The sequence below is a fragment of the Rhizobium sp. SL86 genome (genome assembly GCF_026672545.1).
Lineage (GTDB): Bacteria > Pseudomonadota > Alphaproteobacteria > Rhizobiales > Rhizobiaceae > Neorhizobium.
Genome location: NZ_JAPPRJ010000007.1, coordinates 61,782 through 78,717, shown reverse-complemented (window position 1 = coordinate 78,717; position 16,936 = coordinate 61,782). Strand labels below are relative to the sequence as shown.

The window sequence follows — 16,936 nt, the reverse complement described above, 5'->3', positions numbered from 1 at the left end:
AGTTTCGCTCTCGACAAGCGTCGGATGATTTGTATATGTTATCGATAACAATCGAAAGTCAAGCATCCCTGGGGAGAGACATCATGACCAAGCCCGATATCCTGCAGATGGGTCCTTATCCGGACTGGGACCAGGTGCCGCTGGAGCAAAGCTTCCAGATGCATCGCTACTTCGAGGCTGACGACAAGGCTGCCTTCCTGGCCGAGGTCGGGCAGAAAATCCGGGGTATCGCGACCCGTGGCGAGCTCGGCGCCAATGCACAGACGATCGCAGCCTGCCCGAATCTCGAAGTCATCTCGGTCTATGGCGTCGGCTTTGATGCGGTCGACCTCGGCGCGTGCCGGGAGCGTGGAATCCGCGTTACGAATACGCCCGACGTGCTGACGAACGATGTCGCCGATCTCGGGGTCGCGATGATGCTGGTCCAGTCGCGTGGGATGATCGGTGCTGAAACCTGGGTGAAAGACGGGTCCTGGGCGGCCAAGGGTCTCTATCCCCTGAAGCGTCGCGTCTGGGGACGCAGGGCAGGGGTGCTCGGCCTTGGGCGGATCGGATTCGAGGTTGCCAAACGCCTAGCCGGCTTCGACATGGAGATTGCCTATAGCGATGTCTCGGCCAAGGATTTCGCCAAGGATTGGAAATTCATCGCCGATCCTGTAGCACTCGCAGAGCGTTCGGACTTCCTCTTTGTCACGCTGGCAGCTTCGGCTGCGACCCGGCATATTGTCGGTGCCAAGGTGATCGAGGCGCTCGGGCCCGAGGGCATGCTGATCAATATCAGCCGCGCCTCCAACATCGATGAAGAAGCCCTGCTGGAAGCGCTTGAGACGGGCAAGCTTGGCTCGGCAGCCCTCGATGTCTTCGAAGGCGAACCCAATCTCAATCCGCGCTTTCTGTCGCTGCCGAATGTGTTGCTGCAGCCCCATCATGCCAGCGGGACCATCGAGACTCGAAAGGCGATGGGCAAGCTCGTCCGCGACAATCTCACCGCGCATTTCGCCGGTGAAGCCCTCCTCACTCCGGTGCTCTGATGAAAGCCATCGTCATTCATGCCGCCCGTGATCTCCGGATCGAAGATCGCCCTGTGGAAGACCCGCAAGCCGGCCAGCTGCGGCTGAAGCTCGCGACAGGCGGGATCTGCGGTTCGGATCTGCACTATTACAATCACGGCGGCTTCGGCGCGGTGCGGCTGAAAGAACCCATGATCCTTGGCCATGAGGTCTCGGCTCGTGTCGAGGCGATCGGGCCCGGTGTCTCCGGCTTCGAGATCGGGCAGCTTGTGGCCGTTTCGCCCTCTCGGCCCTGCGGCCAGTGCCGCTATTGCGGCGAGGGACTGCAGAACCAGTGCCTCAACATGCGTTTTTACGGCAGCGCCATGCCCTTCCCGCACATTCAGGGCGCTTTCCGCGAAAGCCTGGTGGCGGATGCCTATCAATGCGTCGATGCGACGGGGCTTTCTGCCGGCGAGGCGGCGATGGCCGAACCGCTGGCGGTCACCCTGCATGCCACGACGCGAGCGGGCAGCCTGTTCGGCAAGCGGGTCCTCGTGACCGGCTGCGGACCGATTGGCGTGCTCTCGATCCTCTCCGCACGACGCGCTGGTGCTGCCGAGATCGTTGCCACCGATCTCTCCGATTTCACGCTGGCGCTGGCCGCAAAGGTCGGGGCTGACAGGGTGATCAATACGGCGAATGAGCCGGATGCGCTGTCGGCCTATGCCGGCGACAAGGGCACTTTCGATGTGCTCTATGAGTGCACGGGTGTTGCTGCGGCGCTTGCAGGCGCCATTCCGGCGCTCAGGCCACGCGGGATCATTCTGCAGCTCGGCCTGGGCGGCGATATGACACTGCCCATGATGGCGATCACGGCCAAGGAGCTCGAACTCAGAGGCTCCTTCCGCTTCCATCAGGAATTTGCCATCGGTGTCGAACTGATGCGGAAAGGCTTGATCGACGTAAAGCCGCTGATCACGCATACCGTGTCGCTGGCCGAGGCCGAGAAGGGCTTTCTGCTCGCATCGGATCGGAGCCAGGCAATGAAGGCGCAGATTGCGTTTTCGGCTTAAGTGCGGCGACTGTTCAGGGAGGAGCATGAGCCATGTCGTTTTTTGAAGTCATCGATCCGATCTTCGCCACCTATGTGCTCGGCAATGCGCCGGTAAAGCGGCTGGCGACCGGGTTTGACTGGACGGAAGGGCCGGTGTGGTTCGGCGATGCCGGCTGCCTGCTGTTTTCCGACATTCCCAACAACCGCATCGTCCGCTGGAGCGAGGATGGCGTCACCACCTATCGCCAGCCCTCGAACTTTGCGAACGGCCATACACGAGACCGGCAGGGCCGTCTCGTCAGCTGCGAGCATGGAACGCGCCGGGTGACGCGGACCGAATGGGACGGGTCTATCACGGTTATCGCCGACAGCTATCAAGGCAAGCGTCTCAACAGTCCGAACGATGTCATCGTTGCTCCCGATGATGCCATCTGGTTCAGCGATCCGCATTACGGGATCATGACCAATTACGAGGGCGCAAAGGCAGAGCAGGAGCTGCCCTGTACGGTCTACCGGGTGTCGCCGGATGGCGGCATCGAAGCTGTGATCACCGACATGCAGGGGCCAAATGGCCTCGCCTTTAGCCCCGATGGCAGCCGTCTCTATGTGGCGGATACAGGGCGCATGTTCTCTTCCGATCCGCAGCATATCCGCGTGTTCGACATGGTCGATGGCCGGCCGGTCAATGGGCGGATCTTCCATGTGATTACGCCCGGTTGCGCTGACGGCATGCGGGTGGACTGCGATGGAAACCTCTGGTCCTCCGCGGCTGACGGGGTACACTGTATTGCGCCGGATGGTCACCTGATGGGCAAGATCCTGGTGCCGGAACTGGTGTCGAACCTCTGCTTCGGCGGTCACTCGAAGCATCGGTTGTTCATCACAGCGACCACGAGCCTCTATTCGGTGGTGCTTAACCGTCGCGGCAACCAGACCCCATAAGGAAGGTTTGGTGCCTTAGAGCGTCTCGCCGGGTACCAGCCTTGTCGGCACGAAGGTGACGGTCTGGACTGGTTCGCCCTTTAGCTTGGCCACAAGCGCCTCTGCCGCCGCCTTGCCGATGCTGGTCGTCGGCACGACGGTCGTGGTGAGGCGCTTCTGCAGGATGGATGCTGCCTCCATCCCACCCCAGCCGGCGATGCCGATATCATCGGGCACGCTCAAGCCGCGGGACTGACAGAAGGCAAGACCGCCGATCGCCATCTCGTCATTGTGGAAATAGACGACGTCGAAGTCGTTCTTCCGGCTGAGCAAGGTTTCCAGCCCATAATAGCCGGCATAGAAGCCCGGCGCGTCGTGCAGCATCTCGGCATCGACGAGCGGATGTCCGGCACGGGCGAGCGAGTCGCGAAAGCCTTCGAAACGTGCCTGACCCATGACGTCGGAGCGGGCAAGCGCGCCGACGTAACCCGCCTTGCGCCGGCCGCGCGCCAGGAGGTGCCGGGCCATTTCGGCGCCGCAGTCGGTATGGGAAAAGCCGACGGCCATATCGATCGGGCTGGTGGTCAGATCCCAGATCTCGACGACAGGTACAGCGGCACTGCGCAGGAGCTCAATCGTGCCGGGCGTATGGTGGCGGCCTGAGAGAATGAGGCCCGCAGGACGCCAGCTGACGACCTGTCGGATCCAGGCTTCCTCCTCGATCATCGAATGATCGTTAGCGCCGATGATCAGCTGATAGCCGAGGCGTCCAAGCGCCCGGTCGACGCCATCGAGCACATGCCCGAACAGGCCCGATGTCAGGCGCGGGACACACATGCCGACCAGGGTTTCCGCCTGGTCCGAGCCGAAGGCGGCGGCAAGCCGGTTCGGGACGTAGCCCAGTTGCGCGGCGATCTCCATGACCTTCCGGCGGGTCTGATCGGAGAAGCCCGACCCGTCGCGTAGCACGCGGCTTACCGTCATCTTGGACACGCCCGCGGCCCGGGCGATGTCTTCCAGATTGGCCTTCATCGGGTGCGCCGTCCTCGTGAATCGGCGCTGGTGAGACAGTTCATGTTATCGATAACTTTTTTCTTGACTCGGCAAATGATGCAAGTAGGTTGATTACGTTACCGGTAAACCTGACGCAAGATCTGGATCCGGGCATGGGAGGAGACACAGTATGCAACCGTCCGCAGACGGCCTGCTTTTCGATCGAATCGTGAAGTCCTTCGGTGGCACGCAAGCCCTCAAGGGTGTTTCGCTGAAGGTCGAGCGTGGCGAAATCGTCGCCCTGCTCGGCGAGAACGGAGCCGGCAAATCGACGCTCATCAAGGTCCTCGGCGGCATCCACCGCCCCGACGAGGGCGGCGTCTTCATCGATGGCATTCCTTACGCCCATGAGGCCGGCAAGGCCGGCGGCCAGAAGGTCGCCTTCATCCACCAGGATCTCGGTCTGATCGAGTGGATGAGTGTTGCCGAAAACATTGCCCTGTCGCTCGGCTATGTGAAGAAGGGCCGTCGGATCGATTGGGCTGCGACCGAGGCTCTGGCCGACAAGGCGCTGGCGCTGGTCGAAGCCGATTTTTCAGCAACTGCGCGGGTTTCCAGTCTCGCCCGAACGCAGAAATCCCTGGTCGCCATCGCCCGTGCGCTTGCCGCCGATTGCGATTACCTTGTGCTCGACGAGCCGACCGCCAGCCTGCCAGCCGATGAGGTGGAGCGGCTGTTTGCAGCCCTCCGTCCGCTGAAAGCCCGCGGCGTCGGCATGATCTATGTCAGCCACCGGTTGGATGAGATTTTCCGTATCGCCGATCGGGTCGCCGTGCTGCGCGACGGGCAGATGGTCGGGATGCGTTCGATCGAACATACGACGCCGGAGGAACTGGTTGGTCTTATCGTTGGCAGAAAAGCGCGCGAGATTGCCCGGCCTGCCATTCTTGAAGGGCCGGCGATCCTCAAAGTTTCAAGTCTCGCAACAGGTGCAGTCGGCCCTGTCAGCTTCGAGATCCGGCGCGGCGAGCTGCTGGGTCTCGCGGGCCTTCGCGGGGCCGGTCACGAGGATGTCGGTCGCGCCCTTTTCGGCCTCATCCCGCATGCCGGAAAGATTGTGCTGAACGGCGTTGCGCCAGACTTGAAAGACGCCGGTGCCGCGATGCGCTCGGGCATCGGCCTCGTGGCGCGAGACCGTATTGCCGAAAGTGTCGCGCCGGGACTCTCCATCCGAGAAAACGCGTTTCTAAATCCCTCGGCCACGGGGCGACGTCTGCTCAGTCTGCTGTCGCCTAAGACCGAAGATGAACTCGCCCATGAACTGGGCCGCCGTGTCGGCCTCTCGCCCAATGATCCGACGCTCGCCATCGAGGCGCTGTCGGGTGGCAATCAGCAGAAGGTTGTCGTTGGACGCTGGCTTGATTCTGGTCGCCGGCTGCTGATTGCGGAAGATCCGACCGCCGGCGTCGATGTCGGGGCCAAGGCCGAGATCTATCATCTTCTCTATCAGGCTCTCGCAAGCGGCATGGGCGTCCTCGTTGTGTCCACTGATTTCGAAGAGACTGCCAATATCTGCCATCGCGCCATCGTCTTCAGCCGCGGTCTGCCCGTGGCCGAGCTGAGCGGCGTCGAACTCTCAACCGAATCCCTGATCCAGGCCGCATCGGCCGGTGAAGCCGCCTGAGGACCGCCATGCCCGGTATCCAATCCAACGCTGTTGAACCCACCAAGGACGAATTGCGGGGCCTGTCGCCCGGTCGCAAGCTCGTGCGCCTCGCGCCCACCTATGGTCTCGTCATCCTGATGTTCGGTCTGATCCTGCTGTTCTCGATCCTTTTGCCGACCACATTCCCGACCATGCTTAATGTCAGAGCCATCCTGTCAGACAAGGCGATCATCGCTCTTCTGTCGTTGGCGGCGATGATCCCCATGGTCGCCGGCCGTATCGATCTGACGGTCGGCTACGGCATCGTTCTCTGGCATATTCTGGCGATCAGCCTGCAGACGCTCTACGGCTTCCCCTGGCCGGTGGCGGTTGCCATCGTGCTGGTACTCGGTGTCGTGATCGGCGCGCTCAATGGTCTCCTGGTCGAGGTTGCGCGGATCGACAGCTTTATCGCAACCCTTGGCACGGGCACGATCCTGTACGCCCTCGCGCTCTGGCATACCGGCGGTCGCCAGATGGTTGGCGCGCTTCCAGATGCCTTCTATGCGATCAACGGCACCTTTGTTTTCGGACTCCCGATCACCGCGATCTACGTGCTTGTCATCACGGTCGTACTCTGGGTCGCGCTCGAATACACCCCGGTCGGCCGGTATCTCTATGCGATCGGCGCCAATCAGCGGGCGGCCGAACTCAACGGTATCCCGACGCGCAAGTTCGTCATCGGCGCGTTTGTCACCTCAGGTCTGATGACCGCACTTGCCGGCGTGTTGCTCGCCTCGAAGCTGCGCATCGGCCAGGCCTCCGTCGGTCTGGAATTCCTGCTGCCGGCGCTTGTCGGCGCCTTTCTCGGCTCCACCACCATCAAGCCCGGACGCGTCAATGTCTGGGGCACCATCGTCGGCGTGATGATCCTCGCCGTCGGTATTTCCGGCATCCAGCAATTCGGCGGCAGCTTCTGGGTCGAGCCCCTGTTCAACGGCACGACCCTGCTGATCGCGATCGGGATCGCCGGTTACGCGCAAAGAAAGAAAGGCGCGAAGTCCAAATAAGTCCATTCAGCTACTTTGGGAGGAAACCATGCTGAAGAGAGCCCTAGCCGTATCGATCCTGGCGCTGACGGCCGCCATGCCTGCCTATGCCGACGCGATTTCGGACGCCATGGCAGAAGTTGAGAAATATGCCGGCGAGAAGACCACCTGGGATGGTCCGACCAGTGGCCCGACCGCAGCGGCGGCGAAGAAGATCGTCGTGCTCGCCGCCGACATGAAGAATGGCGGTATTCTCGGCGTCACCAACGGCATCCAGGAAGCTGCGGCCAAGATCGGTTGGGAGGTTACCGTTCTTGATGGCGCTGGTTCCGTGCAGAGCCGAGCCGGCGCCTTTGGTCAGGCGCTTGCGCTGAAGCCCGATGGTATCATCATCAATGGCTTCGATGCCGTCGAGCAGCAGGCCGCCTTGAAGCAGGCCTGCGATGCCGGCATCCCGATGGTGAGCTGGCATGCCGGCCCGGTCATCGGCCCTGATCCGGCCAATTGCCTGTTCGCCAATGTCTCGACCGATGCGATGGAAGTCTCGGCCGCTGCCGGGAAATGGGCCTTTGCCGATGCCGGTGGCAAGCCGGGCGTCGTGATCTTCACGGACTCGACCTATGCGATCGCGATTGCCAAGGCTGACAAGATCAAGGAGACGATCGAGAAGCTTGGCGGTACCGTGCTCGAATATGTCGACACGCCGATCGCCGACACCTCGAACCGCATGCCGACGCTGACGACCTCGCTTCTGCAGAAGTATGGTGCAAGCTGGACGCATGCACTTGCGATCAACGACATCTACTTCGACTTCATGGGCCCGAGCCTGGCTGCAGCCGGCATTGCCGGTGACGGTGCGCCAAAGGCGGTTGCCGCTGGCGACGGCTCCGAGTCCGCCTATCAGCGCATCCGTTCCGGTCAGTATCAGGCTGTGACCGTCGCTGAGCCGCTCAACCTGCAGGGCTGGCAGCTGATCGACGAGCTGAACCGCGCCGTGAGCAAGGTCGAATGGTCGGGTTACACATCGCCGCTGCATGTCGTCACCAAGGCGAACATCAGCTCCGACGGTGGTGACAAGAACATTTTCGATCCGGGCAATGGTTATCGCGACCAGTATGCTAAGATCTGGGGCAAATAAGACTTGCTCCTTCGCGGCCGGTGCAAACTCCTCCGCGCCGGCCGCGATTACTTCAAAATGAGATAGGAAATCAGCCCATGAGCAGCTTCTTTGAGCCTTCGGCGCAACTGACGGACAAGGGCGTGCTCGCCATGCTGCAGGCGGCGATCGACACGGCCTCGGCGATGGGGCAGCCGCAATGCATCGTCATCGTCGACCAGAGCGGTGTCGTGCTTGGCTCCTTTCGGATGAAGGGTGCGCGCTTTCTTTCCTTGAAGAGTGCTCTTGCCAAAGCTCGGACCGCTGCCTCCATCAATGCGCCTTCGACGGCCATTCCAGAACAGGCACGTCTTCTGATTTCCGGCGCCACGCAGGGCGAGGTGACCGGGCTCAAGGGTGGTCTACCCATTCGTTTTGGCGGGGTTCTCGTCGGTGGTATCGGTGTCGGTTCGGGGAGTGGCGATCAAGACGAGGATGTAGCACGTGCAGCGCTTAAAGCTATCGGTGCAGATCCCCTGTCGTCCTAAATTGGATCGAGCAAGCATCCCTAGTCCTTCGGGAGCCATGTGGAAACCCGGAAGATCGCCCGCGCCGTGGCGAAAAGCCGTAGCGAGGGCTTTTCATACTAGGGCGAGCGGAGCGCGTTCGAAACGGCGGCTGAGCCGCGGGGCTCCCGCATGCTTGACAATCGTGTAGGCAGCAGCCGGATCGTCCCAGCATCGAATAGACGCGCATCGCCTATATGGCGTGGATGGTGGCGAGGCGAAATGTGCGTCCCGGTTCCATAATTATGATTATGCGATTTTTAGTAAGTTATTGAAAAAGCTAGTATATATTGCCTCTCCTTTAAGCGTGATATGTGGTGTGTCGACTGCGTCGCAACCGTTCTCGGGAGAAAGATAATCCGCTTCCTCACACGATGGATCATACATTGCCGTGCAACAAGGCAGCGATTTCAGATAGATGCCAGGCTTGTAGCAGCTTTAGATCTACTGGGATCCTATTATGAAGTGCAACGCCATGCGTTCCGTAGCCGGGCCGATGATGATCTCGACGAGTTCTGGCACTGGTCACAAAGTCGCCAGCGAAGTAGCCTTGGTAGAGCCTCGAGCTGAGACGGATTTCGCTGTCCTCCAAGCCTAGTCCGATCAGGACAATGCTGGCCGCGGCTGCCTGGTGGGTTGGCAAGAGAGGTGCTCGGCAACAAATGCTGAACTGGCTTCCGTAACTGATCTGTGCCGGATACCTCAATTCCGGCCGAAGCAGATCAATCCCGCTCTTTATGGATGGCGTCCTGGACCATGTCCAGATCTCCGTCGATCAACCCACTATCGGGGTCGGCTAGCAAGCTGCCGCCGCTTGTCTTCGCCTGCGCGGTGATCGCGACCTGTCCTGGTCCTTTCGAGGAGCCATCGAGCGGGATCGGCCCGCTCCGGACGGAGGTTTCCCAAATGGCACAGGATCTTGCACTCGCACAAGCCCACGCATTTTCTCTTTCGCGCATCCTCATGGTCCCGATCACCCTGTTCAAATCCGGCGACGAATTCGGCGTGCTTCCGTCCGACGAACTCGATGACGAAGACGATCTTGAGATCGTTCATGAGTATCTCCCCCGCGGGTCTCATTGAGACCCGCATGTCCTGCCGCTGGCGACCTGTCGGCCGCAAGGGAAGCTTCACCGCAGCACATAGCTGCAACTTTTGTCAGTTGCGTACTGCGCCCTTGCCCCCTCCGCTCTTCGCGGCGGGACAGAGGTGACCCGCAGATTGCGACAACAAAGAAGGAGCGTCCGCTACACGGCCGGAAGAACTATGAAACGAGAAAAATTAGAGGCGCTGCGCGCCAGGGTCAGTTGTGAAGCCCTGTTGGAGCAAGCCGGATACGAACTCGATCTGAGAGAAAGCACGCGTCGCGCCGTCAAATACCGGCATGGTGGCAGCATCATTATCGTGACCCATGACGGACGAGGCTGGTTCGATCCGCTGAGTGACGAGAAGGGTGACGTCTTCGGCCTCGCGATGTTTCTGGAAAAGACGGCGTTCCCGGCCGCCGCGGCCGCTGTCGCAGCGCTGGTCGGGTTTCAGCTTTCCCGGCCGAAATGGCGTCCGGCGCGGTCTGCAGTGTCAGACGAGGCCATTGCTGACCGTTGGCGATGCCGGCGCTCGCCTTCGCCGGGATCGGGCGCGTGGCGCTATCTATCTTGGCAGCGCTTGATCCCGCCTGCCATAATACGGCAGGCCATTCGGGAAAACGTCCTGCAGGAAGGACCTTTTGGCAGCATGTGGGCGGCGCATGTTGATAGCCATGGCCGAGTGGTCGGCTGGGAAGAACGAGGACCCGAATGGCGCGGATTTTCGACCAGGGGATCGAAGCTTCTGTTCCGATTGGGTCCGAGTGATGCCAACCGCATTTGCGTCACCGAGGCCGCGATCGACGCGATGAGCCTCGCAGCGCTCGAGTGTTCACGCGAGGGCACGCTCTATCTCAGTACAGGCGGCGGGTGGTCACCGGCGACAGATGCAGCGCTCTGCGAACTCGCCCTCCGGCCGGGGCTGACACTGGTGGCCGCGACGGATGGCAATTCCCAAGGAGACATCTACGCAGCGCGTTTGCGTGCGCTCGCCGAGGCGTCCGGCTGCGATTGGCAGAGGCTACGTCCGCCGGCGGACGACTGGAACGAGGTCTTGAAGAACAGAGAAAGGTAGAGACGGGAAAGGAATATGGAGCAGAAGATGAGGCCTGCCGCATGCGCGCCGGCCGCGTCAAGGGAGGCTTCGCCCGGCCAAGGCCGGCCCTTGACCCGCCCGGACGCGAGGTCGGCCGATCGGGAAGGGTCATGAAGGACTGAAGAGGATAGTGAGGTCGAAACGACAGTGCTGCCTTCGGTCCCAAAACCCCGAAAGGATCAAGCTGATGACCTCGATGTCCCTCCCCCGCAAAGTGTTTCAGGGTGTGGCCAAGCGCACCGACATGTTCCGCATGTTCGATCGGCACGCCAAGCGCCCAGACCGTTTTGGCGGCGATCAGTCCGGTACCTATGCTGGCGAATGGTTCGAAATCGATGAGACCTCCTACTCCTATATGCTCGACATTCTGCCGCCGCTGTGGATGCGTGGACCGATCTTTGCGATACGCGAGTTCATGACCGGTTCCGTAACCTCGGTCTTCTATGCGATCCGGATCGATGACGCCGTCCGCTATTTCCACACCTACTGCGACCTCTCCGATCCAAACTCGGTCGAGGCGATGCGCTCGGTGATCCTTGACCGCGAAACCCGACCAGTCCGGGCCATGAGCCGTGAAGAACGGCTCGAGCATATCTGGAGCACGACAACCAACGACTATCGTGGCTATGCCGGCGACACCTGGCCGAAGCCGATGCAGGGCCATCGCACGGTGATGCTTTATGGTGGCAGTGAAGGCACTTTCCTGAAGTTGCTCGACACCCTGTCTGACGACGAGATCGCGGCCAAGCTGCCGGTGCATCTACGCCACCTCCCCTCAGCCCTGGCCGCCTGAGCCAGATCTCATCATCGCGAAACCTGCCTGCAGCCGGTCGGGCCTCCGACCGAACGACAGCGCTCGTTCCCATACCAAAGGAGCCTTTCCTATGAGCAACGATCCCTTCACTCTCGACATGTTCGGTAGCTCAGCCCTGTCCTCCGGCCTTGGGCTTGGTGTAACCGCGTTCGGCGGTTTCTCTCCGGATGCTGCCAATGATGACGACCCGGATCCTACTCCGCCCACACCAGCCCCTGCCCTCCCCGTCATTGCCGCACCTGTTCGGCGAGCGGGGTCTCGGGCAAACTTCTATCTTGACGGCGACCGCGCGTTGGGCGCCAGCTGGAAGGATCGCGCCCGTGCCAATGTCGCGGCAATCCTCGTTGCCGACGGCATCGCCAGGCAGAACCGACCCGCGACGCCCAAAGAGCAGGCGCAGCTCATTCGCTTCACCGGTTTCGGCGCCAGTGAGTTGGCCAATGGTATGTTCCGCCGGCCCGGTGAGGTCGATTTCCGGCAAGGTTGGGATGATCTTGGTTCTTGTCTCGAAACAGCTGTCTCCGAAGCGGAATACGCCTCGCTCGCGCGATGCACCCAATATGCCCACTTCACACCGGAGTTCATCATCCGGGCGATCTGGGCGGGTTTGCAGCGCATGGGCTGGCGCGGCGGCCGCGTACTGGAGCCCGGTATTGGCACAGGCCTCTTCCTGGCCCTGATGCCTGAGCCCTACCGCGATATATCTTATGTCACCGGGATCGAGCTTGATCCTGTCACAGCCCGTATCGTCGGCCTGCTACAGCCGAAGGCCCGGATCATCAATGGCGACTTCGCTCGTACCGATCTGGCGCCGATCTACGATCTCGCCATTGGCAATCCGCCCTTTTCCGATCGCACCGTTCGCTCGGACCGCGCTTACAGGTCGCTCGGTCTTCGCCTGCACGACTATTTCATAGCCCGATCGATCGACCTGCTGAAGCCTGGCGCGCTTGCCGCCTTCGTGACCTCACACGGCACGATGGACAAGGCCGAGACGACGGCGCGGGAGCATATCGCCAAATCCGCGGACCTGATCGCCGCGATCCGCCTGCCCGAGAGCAGCTTCCGCCGTGACGCCGGTACCGACGTGGTGGTCGACATCCTCTTCTTCCGCAAACGCAAGGCCGGTGAGCCTGAAGGCGATCAGCTGTGGCTCGATGTCGATGAGATCAGGCTGGCCACCGATGAAGAAGATGCGATCCGCGTCAACAGGTGGTTTGCCCGTCATCCCGACTTCGTACTCGGCACGCATGCCCTAACTTCCGGCCCGTTCGGCGAGACCTACACATGCCGGCCCCGCGACGGCGAGGATCTTGAAACGGCTCTCGCAGATGCCATCGAACTTCTGCCGGCCGATCTCTACGATGGCGAGCCCACGTCGATCGATATCGATCTGGAAGACGAGTTGGGCGAGATCGTCGACCTGCGGCCGAAGAACAGCGCTGTTCGCGAGGGAAGCTTCTTTGTCGACCGCTCCAAGGGCCTGATGCAGATGCTCGACGGATCGGCTGCGCCGATTACCGTCCGCAAGGGTCGCTCAGGCGATGGAGTTTCTGAGAAGCATATCCGGATCATCTCGAAGCTGATCCCGGTCCGTGATGCCGTCCGCGAGGTGCTAAAAGCGCAGGAGACTGACCGGCCCTGGCGCGCGCTCCAGGTTCGGCTGCGCATCGCCTGGTCCTCCTTCGTGAGGGACTTCGGCCCTATCAATCACACCACAGTCTCGATCCACGAGGATGCGGCGACGGGCGAGGTCAGGGAGACCCATCGCCAGCCAAACCTCGCGCCTTTCCGCGACGATCCCGATTGCTGGCTGGTCGCCTCGATCGAGGATTACGATCTGGAGACCGACACGGCAAAGCCCGGTCCGATCTTCTCCGAACGCGTGATCGCGCCCCCGTCGGCGCCGACCATAACATCTCCGGCCGATGCGCTCGCGGTGGTGCTGAACGAGCGTGGTCACGTTGATATCGACCATATCGCGGAACTGCTCCATAGCGATCCGGCGACGGTGCTGGACGAGCTCGGTGACGAAGTGTTTCGCGACCCTGCCGATGGGTCCTGGCGGACTGCCGATGCCTATCTCTCCGGGGCTGTCCGCTCTAAGCTCGCCGCCGCACAAGCGGCAGCCGAGCTCGATCCGGGTTTTGAGCGGAACGTCCGCGCCTTGGTTGATGTCCAGCCGGCAGACCTTCGGCCCTCCGACATCACAGCTCGCCTCGGTGCGCCATGGATCCCGGCCGCCGATGTCGTCGCCTTCGTCAAAGAGAAGATGGAGGCGGACATCCGCATCCACCATATGCCGGAGCTCGGGTCCTGGACGGTGGAGGCACGTCAGCTGGGCTATAGCGCCGCCGGGACATCGGAGTGGGGAACGAGCCGCCGCCATGCCGGCGATCTGCTCGCCGATGCGCTCAACAGCCGGGTCCCACAGATCTTCGATGTGTTCAGGGACGTCGATGGCGAGCGCCGTGTCCTCAATGTCGTCGACACCGAAGCGGCGCGCGACAAGCTGCAGAGGATCAAACAGTCCTTTCAGGACTGGGTCTGGACCGATGCCGACCGCACTGATCGGTTGGCCCGCGACTATAACGACCGCTTCAACAATATCGCGCCGCGCAAATTCGACGGCTCCCACCTCAAACTTCCTGGCGCCTCTGGCGCCTTTGTTCTTTACGGCCACCAGAAACGCGGTATCTGGCGGATTATCGCAGATGGCTCGACCTTTCTCGCCCATGCTGTCGGCGCCGGTAAGACGATGACCATGGCCGCGGCGATCATGGAGCAGCGCCGCCTCGGCCTGATTGCCAAGGCGATGCTGGTCGTCCCAGGCCATTGCCTGGTGCAGGCCGCGCGCGAATTCCTGGCGCTCTATCCGAATGCCCGTATTCTCGTCGCCGACGAGACCAACTTCACCAAGGACAAGCGCGCCCGGTTCCTGTCGCGCGCGGCGACCGCCACGTGGGACGCGATCATCATCACCCATTCCGCTTTCCGCTTCATCGCGGTTCCCTCCACCTTTGAACAGGCGATGATCCAGGATGAGTTGCAGCTATATGAGGATCTGCTGACCAAAGTCGACAGCGAGGATCGCGTCTCGCGCAAGCGCCTCGAACGGCTCAAGGAAGGTTTGCAAGAGCGTCTGGAGGGACTCGCCACTCGCAAGGACGATCTGCTGACGATTTCGGAAATCGGCGTCGACCAGATTGTCGTCGACGAGGCGCAGGAATTCCGAAAACTGTCCTTCGCCACCAATATGTCGACGCTGAAGGGCATCGATCCGAACGGCTCGCAGCGTGCCTGGGATCTCTATGTGAAGTCCCGCTATATCGAGACGAAGAATCCCGGGCGGTCCCTGGTGCTGGCCTCGGGTACCCCGATCACCAACACGCTCGGCGAGATGTTTTCGATCCAGCGCCTGCTCGGTCACGAGGCACTTGCCGAGCGAGGACTGCACGAATTCGATGCCTGGGCCTCGTGCTTCGGTGATACGACGACCGAACTCGAAATCCAGCCCTCCGGTAAATACAAGCCCGTCAGCCGCTTTGCCTCCTTCGTCAATGTGCCGGAGCTGATCGCCATGTTCCGTGCCTTCGCCGACGTGGTGATGCCGGAGGATTTCCGGCAATATGTGAAGGTGCCTGATATCTCGACCGGGCGCCGGCAGATCCTGACGGCCAAGCCGACCGCCCTGTTCAAGACCTATCAGCAAATTCTCGACACCAGGATCAAGGCGATTGAAAAACGTGAGGGGCCGGCCAAGCCTGGCGACGACATTCTGCTCTCGGTCATCACCGATGGCCGCCACGCCGCGATCGACCTGCGCTTCGTCATGCCGGCGGCCGAGAACGAGGCGGACAACAAGCTCAATCTGCTAGTGCGCAATGCACATCGGATTTGGAAAGAAACCGGCGAGGCGATTTATCGGCGCCCCGACGGCAAGGAGTTTGATCTGCCAGGCGCCGCCCAGATGATCTTCTCGGATCTCGGCACGATTAATGTCGAAAAGACCCGTGGCTTCTCGGCCTATCGCTTTATCCGCGACGAACTGGTCCGGCTCGGCGTGCCGGCATCACAGATTGCCTTCATGCAGGACTACAAGAAGACCGAAGCCAAGCAACGGTTGTTCGGCGATGTCCGCGCCGGCAAGGTCCGTTTCCTGATCGGTTCATCCGAGACCATGGGCACGGGGGTCAACGCCCAGCTTCGCCTGAAGGCTCTCCACCATCTCGACGTGCCATGGCTGCCGTCGCAGATCGAGCAGCGTGAGGGCCGGATCGTGCGTCAGGGCAACCAGCATGAGGAGGTCGATATCTTCGCCTATGCCACCGAGGGCTCGCTCGACGCCTCCATGTGGCAGAACAACGAGCGCAAGGCTCGATTCATCGCCGCAGCACTTTCGGGGGACACCTCGATCCGGCGGCTGGAGGATGTCGGTGAAGGGGCTGCCAACCAGTTCGCGATGGCCAAGGCCATCGCCTCCGGCGACGAGCGGCTGATGCAGAAGGCCGGACTGGAGGCGGACATCGCGAGGCTTGAACGATTGCGTGCTGCCCATGAAGACGATCAATATGCCGTCCGCCGGCAGATGCGTGATGCAGAGCGCGAGATCGAGATCTCGACCCGGCGTATCGCAGAGATCGGCCGAGATATCGCGCGGCTTAAGCCAACAGGCGGCGATTCCTTCACCATGACGGTGCTCGGTCAGGATCATACCGAGCGCAAGGAGGCCGGCCGCGCTTTAATGAAGGAGATCCTGACGCTTCTGCAGCTCCAGCAGGAGGGCGAGGTGCATCTGGCGACGATCGGTGGCTTCGATCTGGTTTATGAGGGCGAGCGCTTTGGCAAAGGGGATAGCTATCGCTTCGAGACCCTGCTCCAGCGCACCGGCGCCGACTATGAGATCGATTTGGCAATTACGGTCACGCCGCTTGGCGCTATTTCTCGTCTGGAGCATGCACTCGATGGCTTTGACGACGAGCAGCGTCAGTATCGGCGGCGGCTGGAGGAAGCCGAACGCCGTCTGGCCTCTTACCGGTCGCGTGACGGCGGTGTTTTCGCGTTTGCCAATGATCTGAAGGAAAAGCGACTAAAGCTTAGGGCAATCGAGGCCCGGCTGGCGGAGGATCTGGACGACGAGACCAACGCAGCCGCCGCATAGCTGTATTGCACAATAAATGTTTTCCGTCTGCTCAAAATTCAGGCATAAGGCCTGCAGCTGATGCACATGACGGTCACCTCCCAGTTCCGTCGCAGCAGCTGTTCCCCTCTGGAGGTTCAAGATCTTCACACTTCATGGGCCGCGGTCTTCCGTCGGCCCTTTCTTTTTGCCCTAGATCGCCGCTGCACCTTCCGTCCGCATGTCAGCTCCGAGATCGAGCGGCCAACAGTGCGAACGCGATTAAAACCACGGCAGCAATCGCAAAGTGCCCGCTCGCGGACGCCTCCATACCCAGGAGCTTTATTGACAGATAGTCGATCGGGTTGTTCATGGCGCACCTCGCAGCAAAGAAATCAGCGCTGCCTTGCTGCCGCATATCGCCCGAAGGGGCCTTTCATTCAAGAAATGGCATTTCTTGCCCAAAAGCTCGGACTTTGAAGAGGCTTCAAGAGGGGTTTGAGGCC

General features: G+C 61.3%; 12 protein-coding genes. 11 read left to right on the top strand and 1 reads right to left on the bottom strand.

Annotated features, from left to right (window positions below; all coding sequences use genetic code 11):
- Positions 1 to 83: 83 nt before the first annotated feature.
- From OU993_RS20240 to OU993_RS20230, 3 genes are read left to right on the top strand one after another with little or no spacing between them, the layout of a single operon-like run.
- A complete protein-coding gene (locus OU993_RS20240) occupies positions 84 to 1,031 on the top strand; it encodes a 2-hydroxyacid dehydrogenase (RefSeq protein ID WP_268160414.1) in 948 nt (315 codons plus the stop codon).
- Complete coding sequence (locus OU993_RS20235; protein ID WP_268160412.1) at positions 1,031 to 2,065, top strand: L-idonate 5-dehydrogenase; 1,035 nt, start codon at positions 1,031 to 1,033, stop codon at positions 2,063 to 2,065. Before OU993_RS20240 ends, OU993_RS20235 begins: the two co-directional genes overlap by 1 nt.
- A gap of 32 nt (positions 2,066 to 2,097) precedes the next feature.
- Positions 2,098 to 2,988, top strand: a complete 891-nt coding sequence (locus OU993_RS20230; RefSeq protein WP_268160507.1) for an SMP-30/gluconolactonase/LRE family protein — start codon at positions 2,098 to 2,100, stop codon at positions 2,986 to 2,988.
- A 15-nt stretch (positions 2,989 to 3,003) separates the two neighbouring features.
- Here OU993_RS20230 and OU993_RS20225 read toward each other — a convergent pair whose 3' ends face one another.
- Positions 3,004 to 3,999 (bottom strand): LacI family DNA-binding transcriptional regulator, encoded by a 996-nt coding sequence (locus tag OU993_RS20225; protein WP_268160506.1) that lies wholly within the window; start codon positions 3,997 to 3,999, stop codon positions 3,004 to 3,006.
- A gap of 151 nt (positions 4,000 to 4,150) precedes the next feature.
- Here OU993_RS20225 and OU993_RS20220 point away from each other — a divergent pair, with 151 nt between their 5' ends.
- The 8 genes from OU993_RS20220 (at position 4,151) to OU993_RS20185 (ending at position 16,472) form a co-directional block, all read left to right on the top strand.
- Positions 4,151 to 5,644 carry a sugar ABC transporter ATP-binding protein gene (locus tag OU993_RS20220; RefSeq protein ID WP_268160504.1) on the top strand — a complete coding sequence of 498 codons (1,494 nt, stop codon included), beginning with the start codon at positions 4,151 to 4,153 and terminating at the stop codon, positions 5,642 to 5,644.
- Positions 5,645 to 5,652: 8 nt separating this feature from the next.
- Positions 5,653 to 6,675 carry an ABC transporter permease gene (locus OU993_RS20215; RefSeq protein ID WP_268160502.1) on the top strand — a complete coding sequence of 341 codons (1,023 nt, stop codon included), beginning with the start codon at positions 5,653 to 5,655 and terminating at the stop codon, positions 6,673 to 6,675.
- A gap of 28 nt (positions 6,676 to 6,703) precedes the next feature.
- On the top strand, positions 6,704 to 7,792 hold the full coding sequence (locus OU993_RS20210; protein WP_268160500.1) for a substrate-binding domain-containing protein: 1,089 nt from the start codon (positions 6,704 to 6,706) through the stop codon (positions 7,790 to 7,792).
- Positions 7,793 to 7,869: 77 nt separating this feature from the next.
- On the top strand, positions 7,870 to 8,298 hold the full coding sequence (locus OU993_RS20205; protein WP_268160498.1) for a GlcG/HbpS family heme-binding protein: 429 nt from the start codon (positions 7,870 to 7,872) through the stop codon (positions 8,296 to 8,298).
- Between the two features lie 924 nt (positions 8,299 to 9,222).
- Complete coding sequence (locus OU993_RS20200) at positions 9,223 to 9,399, top strand: hypothetical protein (RefSeq protein WP_268160496.1); 177 nt, start codon at positions 9,223 to 9,225, stop codon at positions 9,397 to 9,399.
- Positions 9,400 to 9,582: 183 nt separating this feature from the next.
- A complete protein-coding gene (locus OU993_RS20195; protein WP_268160494.1) occupies positions 9,583 to 10,476 on the top strand; it encodes a DUF3991 and TOPRIM domain-containing protein in 894 nt (297 codons plus the stop codon).
- A 208-nt stretch (positions 10,477 to 10,684) separates the two neighbouring features.
- Positions 10,685 to 11,290, top strand: a complete 606-nt coding sequence (locus OU993_RS20190) for a DUF1419 domain-containing protein (protein ID WP_268160493.1) — start codon at positions 10,685 to 10,687, stop codon at positions 11,288 to 11,290.
- 91 nt (positions 11,291 to 11,381) lie between these two features.
- Positions 11,382 to 16,472, top strand: a complete 5,091-nt coding sequence (locus tag OU993_RS20185; RefSeq protein WP_268160491.1) for a DEAD/DEAH box helicase family protein — start codon at positions 11,382 to 11,384, stop codon at positions 16,470 to 16,472.
- The last annotated feature ends 464 nt before the right edge of the window (positions 16,473 to 16,936 follow it).